The sequence below is a fragment of the Pseudomonas sp. WS 5412 genome (assembly GCF_012985615.1).
GTDB classification, from domain to species: domain Bacteria; phylum Pseudomonadota; class Gammaproteobacteria; order Pseudomonadales; family Pseudomonadaceae; genus Aquipseudomonas; species Aquipseudomonas shahriarae.
Genome location: NZ_JAARMB010000016.1, coordinates 139,643 through 163,058, shown reverse-complemented (window position 1 = coordinate 163,058; position 23,416 = coordinate 139,643). Strand labels below are relative to the sequence as shown.

Genomic DNA, 23,416 nt, shown 5'->3' with positions numbered 1-23,416 from the left:
CATGGCCGATGCATTCCTTATCGGCGCTTTGGTGAAGGGGTGGGGCGAAGTCTCCCACGGTCTGTACTGGCTAGAGTCAGATGCTGGCTTTTAGTCCCACCACCCCTACAAGTCTAACCATACAAGCTGGCTTGCCAGGGATAGCTATTTAACACTCAACAACTAGGTTGATCGTTAAACGGTTATCTCAGGCAAACCAGCTCCCACAAAGGTCTAGTTATTCTTAGTAGTAGCGGTCAATCACTTTAACTTGCGAGTTGTCCTTGAACGACTCCCAGGCATTGTTAAGTGTATCGAAGACCTGCTCGATAAAGTTGCGATCGGCAGCTGCTTTTTTACCAACATAACCCTGGCCGCGGCGGTACATCTTCAGGCGCGCCGCCAGTTCACGGTTATTGCGGTCGAACTCGGCTTCTTCGGTATGGGGCGCCAGGCAGTCAATTTGCACTTCGCCCGATTTGCCAATCCACAGGATATGGTCGTCGAGTGTGTCTTTCTGCGCTGCGAACATCTCAGCCAATTCATCAATAGTTGGTTGGTTGTTCAGATTCATGTGTAAGCCCCTTGACCAGTTGGCGATCTTCAGTTGATTCGTTAATTCACGTTAGTTGTCTCCGGCTATGAAAACCGGGCGTCAGAAACGGTCTGCCAAATACGGGCAGGGTCTTGAACCTGATGCATGTAGTGTTTCTGATGAACTGCTACGCAATGGTTTCATAACGAAGACAAGCAGCATTTGAGCTTCTTGTACCGATCCTTTCGGGCCGGTCAGCTTCATCAATCTGCCTTGTGGGCAGTGCACATCCGGAAAAACAGCTCGGCGGTCAGACGAGCTTGTTCAAAACGCTTGTTACCAACGCTCCCGATCCGGGAGACGCTTGAATCATGCAAGCTCAAAATGGTTACGTCAACGGTTATGTAGTGATTATTTTTGCTCACTACATATTTTCTGCAGAAGAGAGGGGGGGCTGGGGAAAGGTGACTTGGGCGTCACTTTTTGTGCCGGGGAGTCGAGGGGTTGCGCTGCTGTGGGAGCTGGCAAGCCAGCTCCCACATTGGATTTGTGGTGCTTAGGGGAATGCTATTCGCCGCGGATGTACTGTTCCAGTTGCTGGATCAGTGCCGCCTGCTCGGCGATGGCTTCCTTGACCAGGTCGCCGATGGACAGCAGGCCCAGCAGTTCTCCGTCTTCCACCACTGGCAGGTGGCGCAGGTGGCCATCAGTCATGATGCCCATGCAATCTTCGACGCTTTTGTGGGTGTCCACGGTGATTGCCGGGGAACTCATCACCTGGTGGACCTGGGTGGTCGTCGAGGACAGTCCATGGAGAATCAGTTTGCGCGCGTAGTCGCGCTCACTGATGATGCCGACGACCTTGCCGTCCTTGACCACCGGCAAGGCGCCGACGTTCTTCGCTGCCATCACCACCAACGCTTCAAACACGGTGTGATTCCACTGGATGGTATGGACTTCCTGATTCTTCTGGTCCTTGGACTTGAGCAGTTGTGCGACGGTCTTCATGGTGTCCACCCCGGTTTTGTTATTAGGCAGTGCCTACAGAATCCTCGACCGCTGGCGCCAGGGCAAGAGCCAAAGCGGCGTATATCCGCTTGAAAAGCGTCATTACCTGACTTTTTTTGCAATTTCAGCCCTTGTTTGCCGGTTTTACCGCCCGTTTCGGGCTGGCGGCGGTCTTGCGCTTGGCCGGCTTGCGTTTGTTTTTCCAGGGGGTGGCACCACGACCTGCCGGGCTGGCCTGGCCGCTGATGGTCATTTGCATACCATTGCAGCGGGCCACTTGCTTGCTCATCCAGGCGGCCTGTTTGGCGACAAACTCTTCCAGGCTCATCTCACCGCTCTGCACCATGTCCAGGGCCTGCTCCCAGATGGCGGTGGTGCCGGGATCGGCAATCGCCCTGGGTACCGCGTCAATCAGGCTGAAGGCCGCCGGTGTGGCAGACAGCGCCTTGCCGTTTTTTATCAGGTAACCACGGTCCAGCAGGCCCTGGATGATCCCGGCCCGAGTCGCCTCGGTACCGATGCCGGTGGTGTCCTTGAGCTTTTGTTTGAGCAGCGGGTCTTGCACCAGTTTGGCGACGTTTTTCATCGCCTTGATCAGGTCGCCTTCGGTAAAGGGCTTGGGCGGCTGGGTCCACAGGTCCTTGAGGTTGACCTTGGCCACAGCGTAATCCTGGCCTTGCACCAGCGCCGGCAAAGGCTGCGGCGCCGGCGCCTCACGACCTTTGCTCGGGGCCAGCGCTTCGGGCAACGCACGCTTCCAGCCGGGCTCCACCACCACTTTACCTACGGCGCGCAAGGCTTCGCCGGCACAGTCGAAGTCCGCCTGGGTGCGGTCGTATTCGTGATTGGGCAGGAACTGCGCCAGGTAACGGGCGCGGACCAAGGTGTAGACGGCGCGGTGTTTGCCGGTCAACTGCGCAAGATCTTTGCCGGCGCCGGTAGGAATAATGCCGTGGTGGGCGCTGACCTTGGCGTCGTTCCAGGCGCGGGAGCGGCGCTGCGCATCGAGGTGTGGCATCAACGCGCTCACCGCCGGGTCGGCACGGCCCAGTGCCGCGAGAATCGTCGCCGCGTCGCCATGCTGGCTCACGGGCAGGTAACCGCAGTCGCTGCGCGGGTAGGTGATGACCTTATGGGTTTCGTAGAGGGATTGGGCGATATCCAGGGTTTCCTGGGCGCCGAGCCCGAGTTTCTTCGAGCAGATTTCCTGCAGGGTGCCCAGGTCAAAGGGCAGGGGCGCCACTTCGCGCATGCGTTCGGTGCGCAGCTTCACCAGGCGTGCGCTGGCCGCGTTGCTCATCGCCGTCGCCGCGTGTTGTGCCCGCTCCGGGTTGAGGCAACGGCCCTGGTCGTCACAGATATCGTCGGCGGCGCGCCATTGCGCGATAAAACGCATCTGCTGGTGCAGCAACTCAACATCAATGGCCCAGTAAGCCACCGGGACGAAGTCGGCAATGCTGCGGTCGCGGTCCACCACCAGGCGCAGGGTCGGGGTTTGCACCCGCCCAACGGGCAATACACCTTGATAGCCGGACTGACGGCCGAGCAGGGTAAACAGGCGGCTCATGTTCATGCCGATCAGCCAGTCGGCGCGGGAGCGGCCCAGGGCCGAATGGTAGAGGCTGAAGGTGTCTGCGCCAGGCTTCAACGATGCCAGGGCCTTGCGGATCGAGGCATCGTCGAGCGCCGACAGCCACAGGCGCTGGATCGGCCCGCGATAGCGGCAATGCTCCACCAGTTCGCGGGCGATCATCTCCCCCTCGCGGTCGGCATCGGTGGCGATCACCAGTTCTCGGGCTTCCCCCAGCAGGCGCTTGACCGCCTTGTACTGGCTGGCGGTCTTGGGCTTGACCGTCATCTTCCATTTTTCCGGGACGATGGGCAGGTCGGCCAGCACCCAGCGCTTGTACTTGGCGTCGTAGGCATCGGGCGGGGCGGTTTCCAACAGGTGGCCGATGCACCAGGTGACGGTGACGTCCGTGCCCAGCCAGCAACCGTCGCCCCGGCGCCGGGCGCCGAGCACGGCCGCGATATCCTTGGCCTGGGAGGGTTTTTCACAGAGGAACAGCCGCATGCTCAGCCCATTCGTTACACAGTTGAATGGGCGAAGGATGGGCAAAAGAAGGCAATTGAGCAACCTTTATCTGGATGGATATACAGCAATTTGTGTGGGCGGCGGGAAACCAATGTGGGAGCGGGCTTGCCCGCGATAGGGGGGGGGCCAGTCAGTACATTCATTGACTGACCCACCGCTATCGCGGGCAAGCCCGCTCCCACAAGGGATTTACAGGGTTTGCGGGATATTAGTTTTTATCCAGATCCACGTTCTTGGTTTCCTTCAGGCACAGCAGCCCGACGATCAGGCTCACCCCGGTAATCACCACCGGGTACCACAGCCCGTAGAAGATATCGCCGGTGTACACCACCAAGGCAAACGACACGGTCGGCAGGAACCCGCCAAACCAGCCGTTACCGATGTGGTAGGGCAGGGACATGGAGGTGTAGCGGATCCGCGTCGGGAACAGTTCCACCATCAGTGCGGCGAGTGGGCCGTAGCACATTGCGGCGATCAGGATCAGCGCGACGATCAGCACCACCACCATGGTTTTGTTGACCTGGGCCACGTCTGCCGATTTCGGGTAGCCGGCCAGGGTCACGGCGCCGCGCAGGGCGTCTTCGTCGTAGTCGTCGATGCGCACATCGCCGATGCTGACTTGCACCGCGCTGCCGGCAGGTGCGGCTTCGCTGCTGTAGGGCAGGCCCTGTTTGACCAGGAAGGTCTTGACCTTGTCGCATGGGCTGTCAAACCGCGCCTTGCCCACCGGGTCGAACTGGAAGGTGCAGGTGGCCGGGTCTGCCAGCACGGTGATCGGGGCCTGGCGGCTAGCCTGGTCCATCGCCGGGTTGGTGTAGTGGGCCAGGCCCTTGAAGATCGGGAAGTACAGCGCGGTGGCCAGCAGCAGGCCGACCATCAGTACTGGCTTGCGCCCCCATTTGTCCGAGAGCCAGCCGAAGAAGATAAAGAACGGCGCGCCAATCACCACGCTGATGATCAGCAGCATATTGGCCAGGGCCGGGTCCATCTTCAGGAACTGGGTGAGGAAGAACAGTACATAGAATTGCGCGGCGTAGAAGGTCACGGCCTGGCCGGCGTTGATACTGAACAGCGCAATCAACACCACCTTGAGGTTTTGCCAGTTACCGAACGACTCGCGGATCGGGGCTTTGCTGGCCTTGCCTTCCTCTTTCATTTTCAGGAACGCGGGGGATTCGTGCAGGCTCAAGCGGATCCAGGTGGAAATCCCCAGCAGCACGATGGACAGCAGGAACGGCAGGCGCCAGCCCCAGACTTCAAACTGATCGCCCGTGAAATAACGGCAAGCCAGTACCACCAGCAACGACAGCAACAGGCCGAGGGTCGCGGTGGATTGAATCCAGCTGGTGTGGAAGCCGCGTTTGCCGGCGGGGGCGTGCTCGGCGACATAGGTCGCGGCGCCGCCGTATTCACCGCCCAGGGCCAGGCCCTGGAGCATGCGCAGCACTACCAGGATGATCGGCGCGGCTATACCAATGCTGGCGTAGGTGGGCAACAGGCCCACACAGAAGGTCGCCACGCCCATCAGGACGATGGTGGCGAGGAAGGTGTACTTGCGTCCGATCATGTCCCCCAGGCGGCCGAACACCAGCGCGCCGAACGGCCGCACCACAAAGCCGGCGGCAAAGGCCATCAGGGCGAAGATAAAGGCCGTGGTGTCGTTGACCCCGGCAAAAAATTGCTTGCTGATCACCGCCGCGAGGGCGCCATAGAGGAAAAAGTCATACCACTCGAACACCGTCCCCAGGGACGAGGCGAAGATGACCTTTTGCGACTCCTTGCTGCTGACAGTGGCGCCAGGCATGGCGTCCAGGGGTTGAGCACGTTCTGACATGGGGTAGCCCTCACAGTGATTATTTATTGTTGTTCCACTGTCGGCGCCAACTTCAGCGCCGCTCTTGTCCTGTAGGTGCGAGCAAACTCGCGCCTACAGGTCATGCCGGTGTTGTCTGTTCTCTTTCGGGGGTGAGGTTCCTTGTTTGAGGGGACAGAATCAGTTGCGCGGCTTTTTCCGCGATCATCAGGGTGGGTGAGCAGGTATTGCCGGAGGTGATGCGCGGCATGATCGAGGCATCGGCGATGCGCAGGCCGGGCACGCCGTGCACGCGCAACTGGGCATCGACCACCGCGTCTTTATCCGGGCCCATGCGGCAGGTGCCGACCGGGTGAAAAATCGTGGTGCCGATCCGCGCCGCCGCCTCTTGCAATTGTTCATCGCTTTGCAAGGCCTCACCGGGCAGGTATTCCACCGGGTTGAAGGGGCGCAGGGCCTGGGCGCCGACAATGCGCCGGGTCAGGCGGATGGCATCGGCGGCCACGCGCAAGTCTTCGGGATGGCTCAGGTAGTTGGGCTGGATCAATGGCGGCGTCGCGGGATCGGCCGAGCGGATATCAATGCGTCCGCGGCTCTGCGGGCGCAAGTCGCAAACCGACGCAGTAAATGCCGGGAACGCGTGCAGCGGTTCGCCAAAGCGTTCCAGCGACAGTGGTTGCACGTGGTATTCGAGGTTGGCCGAAGTCTGTTCCGGCCCCGAGCGGGCGAAGGCGCCGAGCTGGCTGGGCGCCATGGACAGCGGGCCGCTGCGGTCATACAGGTATTGCAGGCCCATGCCCATCTTGCCCCACACGGAGCCGGCGATCTGGTTCAGGGTGCGGGCGTTTTCCAGCTTGTAGATCAGCCGCAGTTGCAGGTGGTCCTGCAGATTGCCACCGACCCCTGGCAGTTCGTGCAGGACCTCGATGCCCAAGGGCTTGAGGATGCTCGAAGGCCCTATCCCGGAGCGCTGCAGGATGCCGGGCGAACCCACCGCCCCGGCGCACAGGATGATTTCCTTATGGGCTTTCCAGGTCACCCCTTGCCCTAGCTGGCGGCCCACCACCGCACTGGCACGGCCGTTTTCCAGGAGTACACGGTCGACTTCCACGCCGGTGAGCACCGTGAGGTTGGCGCGCTGGCGGATGGGCTTGAGAAACGCCTTGGCCGCATTCCAGCGTACGCCGCCTTTCTGGTTGACCTGGAAGTAGCCACACCCTTCGTTATCGCCCTGGTTGAAGTCGTCGATGCTGGCGATGCCACTTTGCTTGGCGGCTTCGCGGAAGGCGTCGAGGATCGGCCAGTGCAGGCGCTGTTGCTCCACGCGCCACTCGCCGCTGTCGCCATGTAGGGGCGAGGCGCCGGCAAAATGGTTTTCGCTTTGCTTGAACAGCGGTAATACATCGTCCCAGGCCCAGCCGGGGTTGCCTTCGGCGGCCCAGCCATCGTAGTCGTTGGCCTGGCCGCGCATGTAGATCATGCCGTTGATCGACGAGCAGCCGCCCAGCACCTTGCCCCGTGGATAGCTCAGGGCACGACCTTGCAGGCCGGGTTGGGTTTCGGTCTTGAAGCACCAGTCGGTGCGCGGGTTGCCGATGCAGAACAGGTAGCCGACGGGGATATGGATCCAGGGGTAGTTGTCGCGCCCGCCCGCTTCAAGCAGCAGCACACGATGGGCAGGGTTGGCGGACAGTCGATTGGCCAGCAGGCAGCCCGCAGGGCCGGCGCCTACTACCACGTAATCGTATTGCGCAGGTGCAATAGTCATCTGGGGTCTCGCTTGTTTTTCTTATTGGCTCCATCCTAGTTGTTAGTTTTCGTCTTAAAAATGTTAGTTTTTACCCAGCTGCTGTGCGTTTTTAAACAGCGCTGCGCTCATGGCCGAGAGGGGGGTGACATGTTCGACTGGAATGACCTGCGGTATTTTCTTGAGTTGCAGCGCAGCGGGCGCCTGCTCATCGCCGCCCAGCGCCTGAAAACCACGCATGCCACTGTGGCCCGGCATATCGAGGCCATCGAGAAAAGCCTCGGCACCGCGCTGTTTGTGCAGCATGCCCAGGGGTACGAACTGACGCCGTCGGGCGAAGCACTGCTCAAGCATGCCGAAGCCATGGAGAACGTTGCACTGCTCGCCGAAGAAGAGCTGACCCACTCCGCCGCGCCCCTGGGCAAGATTCGCCTGGGGGTCGCCGAAGGCTTGGGGGTGATGTTCCTTGCCAGCCGCATGGGCGGCCTGTTCGAGCGTTATCCGGGGCTGGAAGTGGAACTGGTGGCGGTGCCGCGTTTTGTCAGCATCCTCAACCGCGAGGCGGAGATCAGCATCCACCTGGAGCGCCCCAGCGTCGATCAACTGGTCACGCGCAAACTCACCGACTACCGCCTGGCCCTCTATGCCAGCCGCAGCTACCTGGCGCGCACGCCAGCCATCGAGAAACGCGAAGACCTGGCCGCCCACGCGTGGATCGACTACGTCGACGACCTGCTATTCAGCCAGGAACTGAAACTCCTCAGCAGCTTTTGCCGCAACCCCCGGGTGGTATTCCACAGCACCAGCGTCATCGCCCAGCACCAGGCGGCGCGCTCGGGGTTGGGGATTGCCGTGTTGCCGTGTTTTGTCGCCGCTGGGGACCCGGACCTGGTGCCGCTATTGCCGGAAGAGGGCATCCAGCGCAGCTACTGGATCAGCTCCCGACGCGAATTGCACAAGTCGGTACGGTTGCGGGTGTTGTGGGATTACGTGGTGGAGTTGTGTGCCAAGGAGCAGGGGCTGCTGTTGGGCGCGTAGCGAAGGGCAAGGGGGATCTACAGAGATCAAATGTGGGAGCTGTCGAGCCCTAGCGAGGCTGCGATGGCGGCGGTACTGCCAGCATTGATGTTGACTGACCTGCCGCCATAGCAGCCTCGCAGGGCGAGACAGCTCCCACATGGGACTGTGTGTGGGCTTAGAGTTTTACTGTCTGGTGTACCTGTTCACCACACGCACGAGCATCGTTGATCATCTTTTCAAACGGCGCGCTGACGATTTCATCATGGCTCAACCAGCGCACTTTCTGGGTCAACCGGTAGTGGTAGCGCAAGCCATCCTTGAGCTGTTCGCCATCGAGTTCCAGGTCATACCACGGCGAGTGGATCTTGCAGCCTTGAACCGGCTTGTCCATCTTCCCGCCGGTCAAGGTAAAGGTGTAGTCGACGGTGTCCGGGTTGCCCATGTACAGGTCGCCCCGTTGCCCGTTGCGGCGGTAGTTGAGCAGGCCGTCCCATTTCTCTTTGAGCGACTGGTCGGTGTAGACGTAGCCTTCGTCGAGTTTTTCCAGGGCGCCCAGGTCGGTCATGCTGGCCTTGACCGTGTAGCTGTCGGGCTGCACGAACCCGGTGGGCTGGCGGGTGACCTGGCAATCGCTGATCTCGCGGCCAAAGTTGTCGCAGATGTTCTGGTCGGTGGCGGTAGCCCCCTGTTCGCGATCAGCCATGCTCAGTTGCATCAGGGGCAGGCGGCTGAAGGTGACGCTGGCGCGGGTCGTGCCATTGCCCTGTTTGTCGTAATGCACCTGCTTGTCCAGGCGGATGCTGGTGTCAGGGCGTGCCAGGGGGATATGTTCCTCACGCACCCGGCCCTGGGCATCGTTGACCAGTACCCAGCGGTCCTGGATATCGGGCAGGGTCTGGCCTGGAGCGAACACCGGGTTGGTCGGGTCCAGCCACCACACCTGGCCGGCCACTTCGGCGCGCACGATGGCATGGTTGGGCGCACCGGTGCCCGGCACCAGCAGCGAATCCACCACATCCCCACGGCTGACCCAGGCAGTCTCGGCCTTGATCCCGCTGGCCTTGAGCATGGCGGTGAGGAGGATGGACAGGTCCTTGCAGTCGCCATAACCGTGCTGTTCGATCTCCTCCAGGTTAAACGGCACATAGCCGCGATCGGTGGCACGCCAGTCACCCAGGTAACGGTAATGGTCGTTGATGTGCTGCATCAGGCCGGCCACTTGCTGCGCCGGGTCCAAGCCCTTCACCGCAGCTACGGCGGCGGCACTGTCAGCCGGCAGCTTGGCCGCGAGGATCTGGTTGTAGCGCTGGGCAAAACCGCCGAAATGTTTTTGCACATCGAGGCTGCTGCCCACTTCGATCCGTGGGATCAGGCGGATATAGGCGTGGCCCGATTCGTTGATGTAGTTGAGATAGGTCGGCGTCTTTTGCTCGATATCCAGGGTCTTGCGATTGACCGAGGGGGTAATGGTGAAGCCGTCCATCAACTCGGCGCGCCACTCGATCGGCCGTTCTGCGGTGAAGCGCGCCTTGAGCCGGTCGCGCCGCGCATTGCTGGGGCCGAACTGCAGGGCGTAGTGGAACTCGGTCATCAGCGGCTTGGCGGGGTGATGTTCGCGCACGGTGTAGCGGATCTGCGTGCCGACCCGCAGGTTGGGGAAGGCCAGGGACGTTTGCTTCAGCCTGGAAAACCCCTGGTCAGGGTTGGGCGCAGTGCGCGTGTCGATCTGTGCTTCGCCGAGCAGCTGTGGCTTGCCGCCGGGCTGGGTGGATTCGGCGTGCAGCACTTCAAAACTATCGCCTTCGGCATAGTTGAAGTCGATTCGCGACAAAATTTCCCGGCCGCTGGGCTTGAGAATGGTGTAGCGGTAGGTGGTGGTGCAATCGGTGCTGGCATCACGGTTGAAGTGGCAGTGCAGCTCGGATTCGTTGGCGAGTGCAGCTTCGGCCATGGGTTGCAACGCGGCATGAGCAGTGTGCGAAACAAGCCCCAGACTGGCGCAAATCAAAGGGCAGTAAAACGAGAAACGGTGCATGGGCGCCTCAGGTGGAACATTGACACAGATACCCTGGCGGGTACCAAGAAGGCGGCAGATGATAATGGATCGCAACACCAAAAACCAGTATTGTCGGACAATAAATATCGCTGAAAGGCCCGAGATAGAGCCTTCGTCTTGGTAAAGGTGGTCAGTCGAGCAGCTCGAAGTCGCTGCTGGCCAGGCGTTCGCCGTTCACCAGCACATGCACCGTATGCCGGCCGGGGTAGTGCTTGCGCGTGGTCATATCGCGGATATGTTGGCCACGCAGCAGGGTATGCCGTTCACCCGCGCCGAGGGTAAAAGCCTTGAGCTTGAACACTTTGGCGGCGCTATGGCCTGCGCTTTTTACATAGTCGATGGCGTAGTCCACCACCAGTTTTTGTGGGGCGCTGGTGGTGGATTCGAGGCTGAACGACAGGTTGATCCGCTCACCCAGGCGAATCACCGGGGGCTCGACCTTGAACTGGTGGATTTTCACCTCGGCCCGCGCCCCGGCCCCCATGATCGTCAGCGCGCGGGTGTTGCCTTGTTTGATCAGGCTGCGCAGGGCGTGGCGGGCGATCCAGGCGGTGTGGGGGTTGTCCAGGGACCAGCTTTCGATGACATCCAGCACCCAATCCGGATGGTCCTTGGTGATGTCATTGAGGTGGTTGGCCACAGACTTGCGTACATACAGACTGCTGTCGGCCTTGAGGTTCTCCAGGATCGACGCGCACAGGCGCGGATCAGCCTGCACCTGGGCCAGGCGAAACGACCATGGCAACCTCGGCCGCGAGCCCTCGCTGGCGAGGCGGCGTACGTGCTCGTTGTCATCCAGCGACCACTGCTGCATCACCGCCAGGGTGCGTTCGAAATCCTTGAGCAGAAAGGCCCGCACAGCAAATTCGGCAGAGCCAAATGTGGTGAAGTACTTGAGCGCCGCCATTGAGCGCTGGAAATCATCCAGGCCATAGCTGGCCACATAATGCCCGAGGAACAGGCTGACAAAACCACTGTTCAGGCGCGGGGCCAGGGCATACAAATGTTCGAGGGTTTGCGGGTAGTCCAGGGGCATCACCGCGTGCAGGCTTTCACTGACCCGAGCCATGCGCTGCATGACCGACAACCCGGCCAGGTCACGCTTGGCGTGCTTGAGAAAGCCCTGGGCATCGAAGGGCGGGTACACCGCGCTCATCTCATCGGCGATGTGTTGCAGGCGTTCGACGTTGAAGATTTCCTTGAGGGCAGGGGCGCTTTGGTCGGTCATGGGCAGTCCGCAGGAGAGGGCGATGGTCGGGCTTTTTCAAAGTAGCACCTTACTCAAGGCCGCGAAGCTCAAAATGTGGGAGCCAGCTCCCACAAGGAATATGCAGGGTGCTCGGTATCTACAGGTACCAGCGATATTCCCGCGCATTGATCTCCTGCTGGAAGGCCAGGTGATCCTGGCGTTTGTTTTCGCAATAGACGTCGACAAACTCCGCCCCCAAGCCCTCGCGCAGGATCGGTTGTTGCTGCATGGCGCGCACCGCCTCGAGCATTTCCAGGGGGAAGTCATGGCCGCTGGTGCGGTCTTCGTTCAGCGGTGCGATAGGCTCCTGTGCGGCGTCCAGGCCGTGCTCCAGCCCGACCAGGATCGCCGCCAGCACCAGGTACGGGTTGGCGTCGGCACTGGCCAACCGATGTTCGATCCGCAGGTTGCGCGGGTCGGACTCGGGAATGCGCACGCAGGCGTCACGGTCCTCATAACCCCAGCAGGCCTTGGTGGCCGCATTGACCGTGCCGCCCAGGCGGCGGAAGGCGTTGTGGTTGGGCGAGAAAATCGGCATGCAGTGCGGCAGCAGTGCCAGGCAACCCGCCACCGCGTGGCGCAACGGCTGTTGCTGGTGCGCCGCCAGCAGGTTGTTGCCGGCGGCGTCATACAGGCTCACATGCACATGCATGCCACTGCCCGGATGTTGCAGGTAGGGCTTGGCCATGAAACTGGCGCGATAGCCATGCTTGAGCGCCACGCCACGGGTACTGCGGCAGAACAGGGCGGCCCAGTCGGCGGCGCGGAGGCCATCGTCGAGGTGACCAAAGTTGATTTCAAACTGGCCGGGGCCCAGTTCGGCAGTGATCACCGTAATGTCGATCCCCTGGGCCTGGGCGGTCTGCACCATATCATCGAGCACCGGCGCAAAACGCGACAGCCGCTCGATATGCAGGGTCGGTTGGTCATCGGGGTCGTCGCTCAACGGGTCCCGGGCAAATTGCGGCAGGCCGTCGTTGAGCTTTTTATCGAACAGGTAGAACTCCAGCTCAAACGCCACCACCGGGTGAATGCCCTTGCGGTGCAGGCGCTCGAGGACTTTGGCCAGGACTTCACGGGGTTCGAATTCGATGGGGGCCTCGGTGCCGTCGGAGGTGATCAGCATTTGCCCCAGAGGCTGGGCTTCCCAGCTCACCGGCTTGAGCGTGCCGGGCACCAGGCGGCGGTTGGCGTCGGGGTCGCCGTCATGGAAGCAGTAGTCGCCAATCTTGAACAGACCGCCCTGGGCGCCCAGCAGCACGGCGTTCTGCGGCAACTTCAGGGGGCTGCCGGCGGCGACTTTTTCCAACATTTCAATCGGGTAGCGCTTGCCGTAGAAACGCCCTGGGATATCCAGGGCGATCAGGTCGACATAACGTACATCCGGATGGTTCTGGCGAAAGGTCCGTACTTCGGCCAGTAACGTGGAGGAATGGCTTTTCACGGGTGACGCTCCTTGGTGTGCCTTAGTTGTAGACCCACAGCACGCGTGCCGGCAGGTCGGTCAGGTTGCCGTAGCGGCAGTGGGCAAAACTGGCGAGGTGAAAGCTGTCGCCCGGGCCGAGAGTCACCGCGTCGGCCTCGCCTTCGACCCACAGGGTCAGGTGGCCTTCGAGTACATAACCGGCCTGCTCGGCGCGGTCGCTCATGGTCTGCTCGCCACTGTTGGCGCCGGGTTCGAGCAGGCTGTCGAGGATCGAAAACGCCCCCTGCATGCTGGGGGAGACGAGGATGTCGGTGATGCCGTTGGCGTAATACACCGTGCGCCGCTCGTTGGGGCGGGTGACCCAATCCACCGCCTTGGGTTTGGGCACGCTGTAGAAATAAGTGGTGGGCACATCGAGGGCATGGCTGATGGCAGTCAGGTCCGCCACGGTAGGTCGCGACAGACCCCGCTCGACCTGGGACAGGAAACCTACCGAACGCTCGATCTTTTGTGCCAATTGAGTGAGGGTGAGTTTCTTATGCTTGCGCAGATCGTGGATCAGGGTCGCCAGGGCGGCAAGTTCTTCTTGTGGTGTCATGAAATTTATGTCGAGAAATTTCATGAAAACTTACAGGAAATATTTCACGCCGGCAATGGTGGAACCCCGTCAGTTTAAAGCGCGGGTGTTTCAAGCCCTTCCGGCATCCTGCATCTCACCTCGGGGATTCCAATCATGGAACCTCGGGGTATTCGCCATCCCAGTCGGGATCAAGGCGCCAGATGCGCTTTTCCAGAGGAGGGTAAGGTGAGTCCAGGCGTTGTTCGAGATTTTTGAACGGCGTTGCGAAAAACATCTGAGGGCAATCTTCCTTGTCACGATATCCAATGAGTGCGCCGTATTCATGCCCGCCAATTTTCCTCAGGGCGCTTGCTACGCTCTGCGGGTTACGTGTGAATTGCGCAGCGGCGGCGTCGGCCAGGTACTTTCGCTGGCGACGGACGCGGGACATGGCAAGGAACATAAGGAAGATCCAGCCCAGACCAACGGGGAGCAAGGATGCGGAGCTCAAACCGATGATTAAAACCAACAGGCCGGAACCTAAGTGTACCCCTTTCATCCGTGTATCAAGACGCATGTCGTTGCTGTGAATCGCGCTGAACAAATGGGCGATAACGCCTTGCATTTCTTCACGGTCGAGAATGGCTGCGGCGCCATAGGTCACACCCATGACCGAGTCCTGCGGGGTGCGTCCGGCGGCAAAGGCGTTGATGCCATCGGCATCAAGCAGGTAAACCATGGGCACCGGGCTGCCGGAGGCGATGGCCATTTCCTCGACAATATCCAACAGCCAGCGATCATTCTCATGGGGATCCAGGCTGATCAGATACCCGCCGTATTGTTCGGCAATGGCGCTGCCGCCGTCCTTCAGCTTGCGGTTTAGGAACCAGTAACTTACCGAGATGAAGAGAAGCATCGCCACACAGATTTCGGCCCAGCCCACGTCGTCGATCGTCTCGGTCGATAGGCCCCATAGCAGTGCCGGGCCGAGCACGATGACCGAGGTCAGCAGCGTGTAATACCTGGAACCGCGCCGAGCTCGATCCTGGTGCGCAAAAAAATTCATGCGGCCATCCGTGGCTGGAATCAGGTAAAGGATACGGTTGGGGCGTTTTGAATCTGCTTGCTGTCTTCAAACACCAGCAAGGTAGCGTCCGAGCCATGTCCGACGGCATCGGCCATCAAGATCGTCGGGAATTGCTGGCGGAAGATGTTGTATTCCATCACCGCGTCGTTGAAAAACTGCCGTGCATACGCGATGCGGTCTTCGGTACTGGTCATTTCATCGTTCAGTTGCATCATTATTTCTGATGCTTGCAGGTCAGGATATTCCTCAAGCGAAACATTCAGGTTATCCATTGCAGTGTTAAGTCGCCCCTCATCTTTGCCTAACTGCACGATTGACCGGGCACTGCCCGGTTCTGCTGCCGCGAGCTTGAGGCAGGCGGCGGCGACGTTGCGGGCCTCGGTGACGGCCACTAGCGTGCCGCGCTCATGGTTCATGTAAGCCTTGGCGGTCTCCACAAGATTGGGGATCAGGTCATGGCGCCGTTTGAGTTGCACTTCGATCTGGCTGAACGCGTTCTTGAATCGATTTCGCAAAGTGACTAGCGAGTTGTAGAGACCGATCAAGTAAAGCGCGATCACACTTAGAGAACCGATCAAGATGACCCAGAAAACGGCGCCGAACATTGGATTTCCTTATCTGTAGGATTAAAGGCGCTGATCATAGCGGATGTCGCCCGTATCGAGCTGCCTTGTCAGAAAGATATGGCTTACTCGCGCTGGTAGGAGTCCACCTGCACCCCGTCAGCATCAAACACATTCACCCGGTTCTCGTCTTTCACATCCCAGATGCTATAGGTCGCGTCGTTACTGTTGTACGGGAAGCTGTACTGGGTATACGACCCCAGTTTTTTCACCACGCGGTTGTTTTTGTCGATCAATACCAAGCCTTCAAACCCATCCATTTCTGCCGAGGCGAGGTTCTTCTGGAAGGGGTTGAGTTTGCTGTAGGTCACGGGCACGCGCAGTTTGCCGTGTACATCAATGGCGCCATAGCGGCTGCCCTTTTGCACCACCGCCATGCCGTTGGAGAACGGGTTGACGTCATCGAATGGCAGGCTCAAAGGCAGCGCCTTGCCCTGTTCGTTGATAAAGCTGTATTTGCGGCTGCCACGGTCCTGGATCAGCAGGGGCTGGCCCTGGACAAACTGGCCGAAGACGGTCGCGCCGGGTGGGTTGAGTTTCTTCATCTGCAGGTTGTAGACGTCGGTCTGTTTCTGGTCGGCGGAGGTGGCGTAGATAAACTCGCCGCTGCCGTTGATTGCGGAGTAGCGCGGTGCCAACAGCTCCTTGCCGCTCAGGCTCCAGGCGCCGTACAACGAGTTCGAGCCATAGGTGGTCTCGCCAGGGCGGGCGATGAACACGTTGCCGATCACACTGGGGTTGACGTACTTCATGGGCACCACGACCTGTAGCTTCTTCACGTCGTAGACCCCATAGGGGCCGTTGGTTTCACGCTCGACAATCATTAGGTCGTCGTTGACCGCGCTGTCGATGATTTCGAAGGGCAGTTCTTTCAACGTTTGCGTACCGGGTACAAAGGCAAAGTACTTGAACTGCAATTCGCTCCAGCCCTCGCCGGAGGATTTTTCGCCGACCATGATGTGGTACACGCCGGGCATCTCGGTGGTATCAATGCGCTTGAAGCGCGGCTTGACCACCCATTGCCCCTTGCTGTCGATAAAACCGCTGCTTTCGCTGGCGCTGTCGTAGGCGATGTAGCGCTCGCGAGGGGTGGTGCTGTTGTGCATGTCCCAATCAAGGGTTTGGGGTTGGAGCGGGTCCAGCACGTAAATCACGATACTGGCGGGGGTGTCTTCGAATTGGTAGGTGGCCTGCACGTTACTCAGCTCGCTGTCGGAGCTGGGCAGGTTGCTGGCGAACTGTTCCAGATGATCCTGCACCGCCGCGGCACTCTTGAAGTCGGCGAAGTTGTCTTCCATACGCAGCAGTTCGTTGTAATAGGCCCGCAGGTTGGCCTTTTGTTCGGCGGTGGGCGAGGAATTGGAGCTGTTGCCGCCGCTGTACAGGGTCTTGCCATCGGCCGTCAGGCCTTGGATCACATAGGATTTGTTTTTCGGCGTTGCCAGTTGCAAGGAGGCGCTGGCGTCGCCCAGATGGGTCAGTTGGTACACCTCGCCACCCTCGGCGGTGGCTTTCGGGTGGGCCCGGTCCAGGACGATTTTATTGAAGCCGGGGTAGGCCTGATACGTCAGGGCCAGGCTGATGCGTTCCAGGGGCTTGTTGAGCTTGAGTTCGGCCTGGGTGGTGTCCTGGTCTTGCTCCTCACTGTCCTCATCCTTGATCGCCACCTCGGCGAACGGCTGCTGCGAGCCGTCGCGAAAGTACAGGGTCTGGATGCGATAGCTGGCTTCGGTTTGCTGATCGGGCAGGGCCCCGCGCTTGAGCACCTCGCGAATCGCCTCGACTTCCAGTTTCAGCCCGGATGCATTGTCGAAGAACAACTGCTGGAACTGCCCCGGTGTGCGCTTGAGGTCGGTCAATGCCGCCTTCAGTTCGGCGGCGGGGAAGGGCACGAACGGCTCCTCATAGTTCAGCTCTTTCTGTTCGCCTGGTGTAGCGGTGGCCGGGCCGATTTCCAGGCGCATGCTTTCGAGCATGGCGATGCGGTTGATGCCGTCGCGCATATCGAGGATCAGGTAATTCAGGCGTTTTTTTGCTTCTGGCAACGGTAGGTCCCGGATGCCATCCACACCGCCCTCATTGAGTTGCGCTTCGCTGTATTCGGGACCGTCAAGCAGGCCGTGGGTGGCGCGGCGGTCCAGCAAGTAATAAGTGGCACCGCCAATCACGGCGATCACGATCAGGGCGCTGGCCAGCAGTTTGGTTCGGGTCAGGGCTGTTTTCATTGTTCTCGGACTCGATGGAGGGCTGGCGCAAGATTAGCAGGCACCGATACCCGTGGCTGTATTGCCGGTGAATGATTGCAGGGCCCTGCTGTCGGAACCTGGGTACGCATTATTTACTGAAGGAATACCCATGAAAGCAACGTCCCTGATTGCCAGCCTGCTGGTTGCCGCCAGCCTGTCCACCGCCAGCGTTACCGTGCAAGCCGAGGACAATCCGCAGAAAACCGTGGAGCCTTCGAACATCAACACCCGAGACTTGAAGGTCGGAGACCGTGCGCCGGATATCCTGGTGCGCAGGGAGTCGGCCCTGGGCGACTGGAAAAAGCGCGGCCTGAAACCGCCCCACGACGACAGCCAGTGGGCGCGGATCAATGATCGTTATGTGCTGGTGAAAATCACCAATGGCACCATCCTCGACATCACCCCTGCCAAATAACGGGTGTGGGGGGAAACGGGCTGATGCCGCTTTTCCCCCCCTTCGCTGCGCGCATTTAAAAATCGCATGCACGAATGCATAAAACAGCCTTTTTTGCTGCTCATCCTGAGGTAAGGTAGCTGCGCAATGCGCCCGTCATGGCGTGTGCTACGACTCTTTTCAGGAAACGAGAGCAGGATGCTGAAAACAATAAAAAACTACCCCCGCAGCGTAAACCTGCTGCTATCGGCCACGCTGGTATTGACCCTGGCCAAGGCGATCACCTTTCCGTACATGGTGATCTACCTGTCCAGTCACTTCGCCCTGGGCATCAGCCAAGTGGGCCTGGTGATCGGCAGCTCGTTGATCGTCGGTTCCCTGTTGAGCGTGTACGGCGGTTTCCTCGTGGACCGGGTCAATAGCTACCGGCTGTTGCTGGGCCTGAGCCTGCTGTTCGTCCTGGGATTCGTCGGCACCTTGCTGGCTCGCGAGCTGTGGCTTTTCTACAGTTGCCTGATCCTGATCAACCTGGCGTATGCGGTGATCGACGTCGCGGTCAAGGCCGGCTTTGCCAGCCTGTTGCCCGTCGACGCGCGCAGCGAAGTGTTTTCCATCAAGTACACCCTGACCAATATCGGCTACGCGGTAGGGCCGTTTCTGGGGGCGATGGTGGCCAAGGTCGATATGAGCTTGCCGTTTGTCTTGTCGGTGCTGCTGGGGATGGGTTTCTTCCTGCTGTACTGGCGCTGGGGCGACCGCAGCCTGGCCACGGTGGACGCCGCGCAAAAACCGGTGCCGTTCCTGGCGGTGGGCCGGGTATTGCTGCGCGATCATCGCCTGGTGTGCTTCACCCTCGGCGGCCTGCTCAGTGCCGTGGTATTCGGGCAGTTCACCGCCTACCTGTCGCAGTACCTGGTGACCACCTCGGACGCCGAATACACCTACACCGTGATCAGCGCCATCCTGACCACCAACGCCCTGCTGGTCATCGCCCTGCAATACGTGATCGGTCGGCAGATCAGCCACCGTCACCTGAGCCGCTGGCTGATCTTCGGGCTGGGAATGTTCATGCTCGGGGTGATGGGTTTTGCGCTGTCCACCAGCGTGTGGTGGTGGGTGGTGTCGATGGCGATCTTCACCGTGGGGGAGATCATCGTGTTTCCCGCCGAATACATGTTTATCGACCGCATCGCCCCTGACCACCTGCGCGGCATGTACTACGGTGCGCAAAACCTCTCCAACCTCGGCGCCGCACTGGGGCCGGTGTTGTGCGGCCTGGTGCTGGCCAGCCTGCCGGCGCACTACATGTTCTACATGTTGGCGGGGTTTATCGTGGCCGGGGGGCTGTTCTACTTTATAGGGGCATCGTTGAAGCCACGCCCGTTGTAGACAAGGCCAAAGCAGCGGAGCTGCGCCCCTGTGGGAGCGAGCTTGCTCGCGATGGCGGTGGGTTAGTCAAGTCACTGTTGGCTGTCTCACCGCCATCGCGGGCAAGCCCGCTCCCACAGGGGTAGGCGTCCCTACAGAAGGGGTGTTGTCAGATGGAGAGCGCGCCGCCCACGGTGTTGCTGTGCAATTCGTAGCGCAGTTCCTCGACCATCGTTGCGACGTCCTGCGGGGTCTTGAGTTTGTTGACGCTGATCCCGGTGACCACCAGGTCCACGCGGCCGCTCTGGGCGTCAAACACTTTCAAAGTCAGTGACGAGTCGCGGCATAGGGTGAATTCGCAGGTCAGCGGCAACAGGGCTTCTTCGATGCAATTACGCAGTTGGGCCAGGGTAAACATGCCAGCCCCCATCAACGACGACGCAGCAACAGGCCCAGTACCAGGCCCACGCCAGCGACGATCGCCACGGTGGCCAGGGGCTTGCGCTGGGCAAAGTCACCAACAGTGTCCAGCGCATCGCCATAGGTCTGTTGCAGTTGGCCGGCCGCCTGGCGCGCTACGCCCTGGGCCTGCAGTTGTTCGTCGTCGGTCATTTCGCCGAGAAAGTCCTGAGCCTTGCCCACGGCTTTTTTCACGCGGCCGGTGACTTGTTCACTGTTCATGCTGCCTCCTTCAAGGGCAAAAAACTCGCCATGACACAGGGCATCAAACCCTGTGCCTACCCTTCAAGGTTAAGCAGCCCATCGCCCGGCAATAAGGCGAATTTGCACTGGTCGCCCTAGTGCATTTGCACCTTATTTCGCACTTTTTGCCCGCCGTTCCCCGGCAAACAACCCGCGTTCCCTGGCCCAGACGATGGCGGCGCTGCGGCTGTGCACGTTGAGCTTGGAGTACACCGTGGCCACATGATTGCGCACGGTATTGGGTGCCAGCTTCAAGCGCGAGGCGATTTCCTTGTCGGCCAGGCCTTCGCAAATCAGCCCCAGCACATCCCGCTCGCGGGCGGTCAGGTCGGTAAAGGCGATGGTCGTCAGGTTGGGGCTGTTGACGCTCTTGGCGTTGGCCAGTTTTTCGATCAGGGTCTGGCTGAACCAGGACGCGTCTTTCATCACTTCCTCGATAGCCGACACCAACTCCAGCTCCGAGCGTTTGCGCTCGGTGATATTCATCATCACCAGCAGGTAACAGGTCGTGTCCTGGATGCTCACGGTGTCGGCCGACACCACGCAATCAATCACCTCATTGCCTTTTTTGCGGATTTTCAGGTCCTGGCCGTCGAGGTTGCCGGCTTTTTCCAGGGTGGCGAACAACTGCGTGCAGGCCTCCTTGCTGTCGATGAAGTCGATATCGCTGATGGACTTCCCAATCAACTCTTCGCTGGTGTAGCCCGTGACGCTCATGAACGCGTCGTTGACGTCCACCACCTGCTGATTGTCCGCGTCGCACACCAGGGTCGGCACCGGCGTCAGGCGGAAGGACTTGGCAAACCGCTCCTCGCTCTGGCGCAGGGCGGTTTCGGCCTTGCGCCGGGGCTCTAGGTCAGTGAAGGAAAACAGCATGCATTCCTCATCGTTCATATCCAGCGGCTGGCCGGCGACAATTACCAGCTTGCTGCCGCCTTCGGGCAGTTTCAGCTCGGCTTGCATCTGCGGGATGGTCGCGCCTTCGCCCAGGCGCTGGATTGCCAGTTCCTTGCGCTCGGCCTGTTCCAGCACGTCCAGCTCGTACACCGAACGGCCGATCACCTGGTCGCGGTTGTAGCCAGTCATCTCCAGGAAGCCCTGGTTGACCTTGATATAGCGCAGATCGCTCAAGCGGCAGATCACCGCCGGCGCCGGGTTGGCGTTGAAGGTCTTTTCAAAGCGCTGCTCGGCGCTGGCCCATTCGGTGGCATCGCTCAAAATCAGCACCAGCAGTTCCGGCTTGCCGGCGCTGTCGGTGAGCGCCAGGCTGCGCAGGCGGTGGACCCAGGTGCGGTCGGTGTCGGCGCTGGGCGTGACTTCGACCACCACATCACTGAACTCTTCGCCGTTGGCCACCCGGCTCAGCGGATAGGCTTCCAGGGGCAGCGGGTGATTGTTGCGGTAGCGCAGGGCAAAGCGCTCGGCGTATTCGGCGGTGTTGGCGCCGAGCCCGGCAATGTCATCCAGGCCATGCATGGCCAGCGCGGCTTCGTTGGCCCAGAGAATGCTCTGGTCGATCTCGGCGAGAATCACCCCATCGGACAGTCCGGAAATGATCTGCTGCAATTGGCGGCGATTGGTTTCTTGGGCGAGAACGGCCTGGCTCATGGTTTCTCCAAAATGGCTACATAACGACATCGGCGCCTGCAACAGGGCATGTCTGGCTTGTGTGGAGTACGACAACTGGCCTTGAGCATAGTGCAGACCGATTCAGCTTGACGGGGTGCGAATGCACCAGTCGTCCTAGTGCATTTGTGCCGAGACCGCAGGCGTCGGCCTGGACAAACTGAAGGTCTACTCATTTGCCCAAGGAACGATTATGACCCCCCTCTATGAAACCCATCGCTCGCCTTTTCGTGTGTCCTGGGGCTCGGTACTGGCCGGCAGTGCAATTGCCCTGGTGACCTACCTGGTACTCAGCGTACTGGGCACCGCCATCGGCGCCAGTGCGGTCGACCCCATGGCGGCTGGCAACCCGTTGAGCGGTTTTGGCACTGGCGCCGGGATCTGGCTGTTTGTCTCCACGCTGTTGGCGATTGGCGTGGGCGCCTTTGTCGCCGGCCGCACAGCCCCGGATCGTGGCGGCTTGCATGGTGTCCTGAGCTGGACCATCACCACCTTGCTCACCACGTGGCTGCTGGCGGCATTGGCCACCAGCGTGGTCGGCGCCGCGGGCAATGTCGTAGGCAAAGGCCTGTCGGCGGCCGGTAGCGGCATTGCCGCCGTGGCCCCCGGCATCAGCGACAGCGTCAAGCAGCAGTTGGACGAAAAGGGCATCAGCCTGGATTGGGATAGCCTGCAGGGCGAACTCGACACCTTGCTCAAGCAAAGCGGCAAGGCTGAACTGGATCCGGCTAACGTCGAGCAAACAGCTAACCAGGCAGCGGCAGACGGTCAGCAATCGGCCACTGATGCCGCCACCAACCCGGCCCAGGCCGCGAGCGAACTCAAGCAATGGTTCGAGCGCGTCAAAGCCTCTGGTGAGCCGGCGTTGAATGCGGCCGACAAAGAGGCGCTGGTGAACATCGTCGCCGCCCGTACTGGCAAGAGCCAGGCCGAGGCCAGCCAGATTGTCGAGAACTATGCCCAGGCCTATCAGCAGGCCGTGCAGAAAGTCGAAGAACTCAAGGCCCAGGCCGAACAAAAGGCCCGCGAGGCCGGTGAAGTGGCGGCCAAGCAACTGTCCCGCGCGGCGTGGAGCACCTTGTTGATGTTGGTACTGGGTGCCGCATTGAGCTTTGGCATCGGTCGCCTGGCCATTTCGACCCGCAAAGTGCCCGTGGCTTGATCAAGGCCCATTGATTCGTAACCGCAACACCTTGCGTGAGCGCGTAAACTGTCTGCTTTTTTCGCGCTCACGCAAAGGTATGCTTTTGACCCCGGTAAAAACCACAGCCCTCCTGCTATTCACCACCCTGTTGGCGGCGTGCGGTACCTCGCCGCCACGCACCCCTGACGACATCTGCGGCATCTTCCGCGAAAAGGACGACTGGTACGACGCAGCCAAAGTCACCCAGAAGCGCTGGGGTGTGCCGATCCAGGTGCCGTTCGCCATCATGTATCAGGAATCGGGCTTCCGGCAGAACGCCAAGACTCCGCGCAAATACCTGCTGTGGATCATCCCCTGGGGCCGCGTCAGCACCGCTGCCGGCTACGCCCAGGCCAAGGATGAAGTGTGGGGCGACTACCAGAAAAGCACCGGCCGCAACTGGGCCAGCCGCCAGGACTTCGACGACGCGATCGACTTTGTCGGCTGGTACATGGACAAGACCGCCAGCATCAACGGCGTATACAAATACGACGCCTATGGCCAGTACCTCAACTACCACGAAGGGTGGGGCGGCTACCGTAACCGCACCTATGCCAGCAAGGCGTGGCTGTTGCCGGTAGCCGGCAAGGTCAAGGCCCGTTCCGATCTGTATGCGCGCCAGTATGCAGGGTGCAAGGCGGATCTGGAGCGGGGGTTCTGGGGGCGGTTCTGGCGGTGGCTGTAAGGCTGGGAGCGGGTA

Annotated in this window: 20 protein-coding genes; 5 read left to right on the top strand and 15 right to left on the bottom strand. The window is 60.5% G+C overall.

Annotation, left to right across the window (positions count from 1 at the left end; all coding sequences use genetic code 11):
• Positions 1-223: 223 nt before the first annotated feature.
• The 5 genes from HBR94_RS20385 to HBR94_RS20365 form a co-directional block, all read right to left on the bottom strand.
• Entirely contained in the window at positions 224-553 is a 330-nt protein-coding gene (locus HBR94_RS20385) for a hypothetical protein (RefSeq protein WP_029296579.1), read from the bottom strand.
• Between the two features lie 528 nt (positions 554-1,081).
• Positions 1,082-1,522, bottom strand: coding sequence for a CBS domain-containing protein (locus HBR94_RS20380; protein WP_057439480.1), 441 nt, complete (start codon positions 1,520-1,522; stop codon positions 1,082-1,084).
• Positions 1,523-1,646: 124 nt separating this feature from the next.
• Positions 1,647-3,596, bottom strand: a complete 1,950-nt coding sequence (locus tag HBR94_RS20375) for a DNA topoisomerase III (protein WP_057439444.1) — start codon at positions 3,594-3,596, stop codon at positions 1,647-1,649.
• A 229-nt stretch (positions 3,597-3,825) separates the two neighbouring features.
• Positions 3,826-5,451 carry an MFS transporter gene (locus HBR94_RS20370; protein ID WP_170045455.1) on the bottom strand — a complete coding sequence of 542 codons (1,626 nt, stop codon included), beginning with the start codon at positions 5,449-5,451 and terminating at the stop codon, positions 3,826-3,828.
• 100 nt (positions 5,452-5,551) lie between these two features.
• Positions 5,552-7,198, bottom strand: a complete 1,647-nt coding sequence (locus HBR94_RS20365; RefSeq protein ID WP_057439442.1) for a GMC family oxidoreductase N-terminal domain-containing protein — start codon at positions 7,196-7,198, stop codon at positions 5,552-5,554.
• 129 nt (positions 7,199-7,327) lie between these two features.
• Here HBR94_RS20365 and HBR94_RS20360 point away from each other — a divergent pair, with 129 nt between their 5' ends.
• Positions 7,328-8,215: a LysR family transcriptional regulator gene (locus tag HBR94_RS20360; protein ID WP_170045454.1), complete on the top strand. Its 888-nt coding sequence runs from the start codon at positions 7,328-7,330 to the stop codon at positions 8,213-8,215.
• Between the two features lie 157 nt (positions 8,216-8,372).
• Here the strand turns inward: HBR94_RS20360 and HBR94_RS20355 are convergent, their stop codons facing one another.
• The 7 genes from HBR94_RS20355 to HBR94_RS20325 all read right to left on the bottom strand — a co-directional run bounded on the left by HBR94_RS20355 (position 8,373) and on the right by HBR94_RS20325 (position 17,422).
• Entirely contained in the window at positions 8,373-10,232 is a 1,860-nt protein-coding gene (locus HBR94_RS20355) for a DUF3857 domain-containing transglutaminase family protein (RefSeq protein WP_170045453.1), read from the bottom strand.
• 151 nt (positions 10,233-10,383) lie between these two features.
• A complete protein-coding gene (locus tag HBR94_RS20350; protein WP_057439440.1) occupies positions 10,384-11,481 on the bottom strand; it encodes a DNA alkylation repair protein in 1,098 nt (365 codons plus the stop codon).
• A 118-nt stretch (positions 11,482-11,599) separates the two neighbouring features.
• Positions 11,600-12,946: a glutamine synthetase family protein gene (locus tag HBR94_RS20345; RefSeq protein WP_170045452.1), complete on the bottom strand. Its 1,347-nt coding sequence runs from the start codon at positions 12,944-12,946 to the stop codon at positions 11,600-11,602.
• Between the two features lie 22 nt (positions 12,947-12,968).
• Positions 12,969-13,526, bottom strand: coding sequence for an XRE family transcriptional regulator (locus HBR94_RS20340; RefSeq protein ID WP_057439438.1), 558 nt, complete (start codon positions 13,524-13,526; stop codon positions 12,969-12,971).
• Between the two features lie 133 nt (positions 13,527-13,659).
• The gene (locus HBR94_RS20335; RefSeq protein ID WP_115128537.1) at positions 13,660-14,553 is read right to left on the bottom strand and encodes a M48 family metalloprotease; all 894 of its coding nucleotides are present in this window, start codon (positions 14,551-14,553) and stop codon (positions 13,660-13,662) included.
• Between the two features lie 20 nt (positions 14,554-14,573).
• Complete coding sequence (locus HBR94_RS20330) at positions 14,574-15,179, bottom strand: LemA family protein (protein ID WP_057444126.1); 606 nt, start codon at positions 15,177-15,179, stop codon at positions 14,574-14,576.
• An 83-nt stretch (positions 15,180-15,262) separates the two neighbouring features.
• Positions 15,263-17,422, bottom strand: coding sequence for a WG repeat-containing protein (locus HBR94_RS20325; RefSeq protein WP_170045451.1), 2,160 nt, complete (start codon positions 17,420-17,422; stop codon positions 15,263-15,265).
• A gap of 130 nt (positions 17,423-17,552) precedes the next feature.
• Here HBR94_RS20325 and HBR94_RS20320 point away from each other — a divergent pair, with 130 nt between their 5' ends.
• Together HBR94_RS20320 and HBR94_RS20315 are read left to right on the top strand one after the other, a co-directional pair.
• The gene (locus HBR94_RS20320) at positions 17,553-17,858 is read left to right on the top strand and encodes an RcnB family protein (protein ID WP_057439437.1); all 306 of its coding nucleotides are present in this window, start codon (positions 17,553-17,555) and stop codon (positions 17,856-17,858) included.
• Between the two features lie 177 nt (positions 17,859-18,035).
• Positions 18,036-19,226, top strand: coding sequence for an MFS transporter (locus HBR94_RS20315; RefSeq protein WP_057959124.1), 1,191 nt, complete (start codon positions 18,036-18,038; stop codon positions 19,224-19,226).
• Between the two features lie 148 nt (positions 19,227-19,374).
• On the opposite strand, the gene HBR94_RS20310 is transcribed toward HBR94_RS20315, so the two are convergent.
• From HBR94_RS20310 to HBR94_RS20300, 3 genes are all read right to left on the bottom strand, one after another.
• Complete coding sequence (locus HBR94_RS20310; RefSeq protein WP_038441863.1) at positions 19,375-19,623, bottom strand: DUF1652 domain-containing protein; 249 nt, start codon at positions 19,621-19,623, stop codon at positions 19,375-19,377.
• 11 nt (positions 19,624-19,634) lie between these two features.
• Entirely contained in the window at positions 19,635-19,886 is a 252-nt protein-coding gene (locus HBR94_RS20305) for a CsbD family protein (protein ID WP_057439434.1), read from the bottom strand.
• Between the two features lie 132 nt (positions 19,887-20,018).
• A complete protein-coding gene (locus HBR94_RS20300; RefSeq protein ID WP_057439433.1) occupies positions 20,019-21,515 on the bottom strand; it encodes a helix-turn-helix transcriptional regulator in 1,497 nt (498 codons plus the stop codon).
• A 211-nt stretch (positions 21,516-21,726) separates the two neighbouring features.
• Between HBR94_RS20300 and HBR94_RS20295 the strand changes: the two genes are divergently transcribed.
• Together HBR94_RS20295 and HBR94_RS20290 are read left to right on the top strand one after the other, a co-directional pair.
• Entirely contained in the window at positions 21,727-22,695 is a 969-nt protein-coding gene (locus HBR94_RS20295; protein WP_170045450.1) for a hypothetical protein, read from the top strand.
• Positions 22,696-22,780: 85 nt separating this feature from the next.
• Positions 22,781-23,401: a hypothetical protein gene (locus HBR94_RS20290; protein ID WP_225923796.1), complete on the top strand. Its 621-nt coding sequence runs from the start codon at positions 22,781-22,783 to the stop codon at positions 23,399-23,401.
• The last annotated feature ends 15 nt before the right edge of the window (positions 23,402-23,416 follow it).

Excerpts from the sequence above, each read along its gene's own strand:
- HBR94_RS20385 (WP_029296579.1), bottom strand. The coding sequence starts at position 553 with ATGAATCTGAACAACCAACCAACTATTGATGAATTGGCTGAGATGTTC.
- HBR94_RS20380 (WP_057439480.1), bottom strand. The coding sequence starts at position 1,522 with ATGAAGACCGTCGCACAACTGCTCAAGTCCAAGGACCAGAAGAATCAG.
- HBR94_RS20375 (WP_057439444.1), bottom strand. The coding sequence starts at position 3,596 with ATGCGGCTGTTCCTCTGTGAAAAACCCTCCCAGGCCAAGGATATCGCG.
- HBR94_RS20370 (WP_170045455.1), bottom strand. The coding sequence starts at position 5,451 with ATGTCAGAACGTGCTCAACCCCTGGACGCCATGCCTGGCGCCACTGTC.
- HBR94_RS20365 (WP_057439442.1), bottom strand. The coding sequence starts at position 7,198 with ATGACTATTGCACCTGCGCAATACGATTACGTGGTAGTAGGCGCCGGC.
- HBR94_RS20360 (WP_170045454.1), top strand. The coding sequence starts at position 7,328 with ATGTTCGACTGGAATGACCTGCGGTATTTTCTTGAGTTGCAGCGCAGC.
- HBR94_RS20355 (WP_170045453.1), bottom strand. The coding sequence starts at position 10,232 with ATGCACCGTTTCTCGTTTTACTGCCCTTTGATTTGCGCCAGTCTGGGG.
- HBR94_RS20350 (WP_057439440.1), bottom strand. The coding sequence starts at position 11,481 with ATGACCGACCAAAGCGCCCCTGCCCTCAAGGAAATCTTCAACGTCGAA.
- HBR94_RS20340 (WP_057439438.1), bottom strand. The coding sequence starts at position 13,526 with ATGACACCACAAGAAGAACTTGCCGCCCTGGCGACCCTGATCCACGAT.
- HBR94_RS20335 (WP_115128537.1), bottom strand. The coding sequence starts at position 14,553 with ATGAATTTTTTTGCGCACCAGGATCGAGCTCGGCGCGGTTCCAGGTAT.
- HBR94_RS20330 (WP_057444126.1), bottom strand. The coding sequence starts at position 15,179 with ATGTTCGGCGCCGTTTTCTGGGTCATCTTGATCGGTTCTCTAAGTGTG.
- HBR94_RS20325 (WP_170045451.1), bottom strand. The coding sequence starts at position 17,422 with ATGAAAACAGCCCTGACCCGAACCAAACTGCTGGCCAGCGCCCTGATC.
- HBR94_RS20320 (WP_057439437.1), top strand. The coding sequence starts at position 17,553 with ATGAAAGCAACGTCCCTGATTGCCAGCCTGCTGGTTGCCGCCAGCCTG.
- HBR94_RS20315 (WP_057959124.1), top strand. The coding sequence starts at position 18,036 with ATGCTGAAAACAATAAAAAACTACCCCCGCAGCGTAAACCTGCTGCTA.
- HBR94_RS20310 (WP_038441863.1), bottom strand. The coding sequence starts at position 19,623 with ATGTTTACCCTGGCCCAACTGCGTAATTGCATCGAAGAAGCCCTGTTG.
- HBR94_RS20305 (WP_057439434.1), bottom strand. The coding sequence starts at position 19,886 with ATGAACAGTGAACAAGTCACCGGCCGCGTGAAAAAAGCCGTGGGCAAG.
- HBR94_RS20300 (WP_057439433.1), bottom strand. The coding sequence starts at position 21,515 with ATGAGCCAGGCCGTTCTCGCCCAAGAAACCAATCGCCGCCAATTGCAG.
- HBR94_RS20295 (WP_170045450.1), top strand. The coding sequence starts at position 21,727 with ATGACCCCCCTCTATGAAACCCATCGCTCGCCTTTTCGTGTGTCCTGG.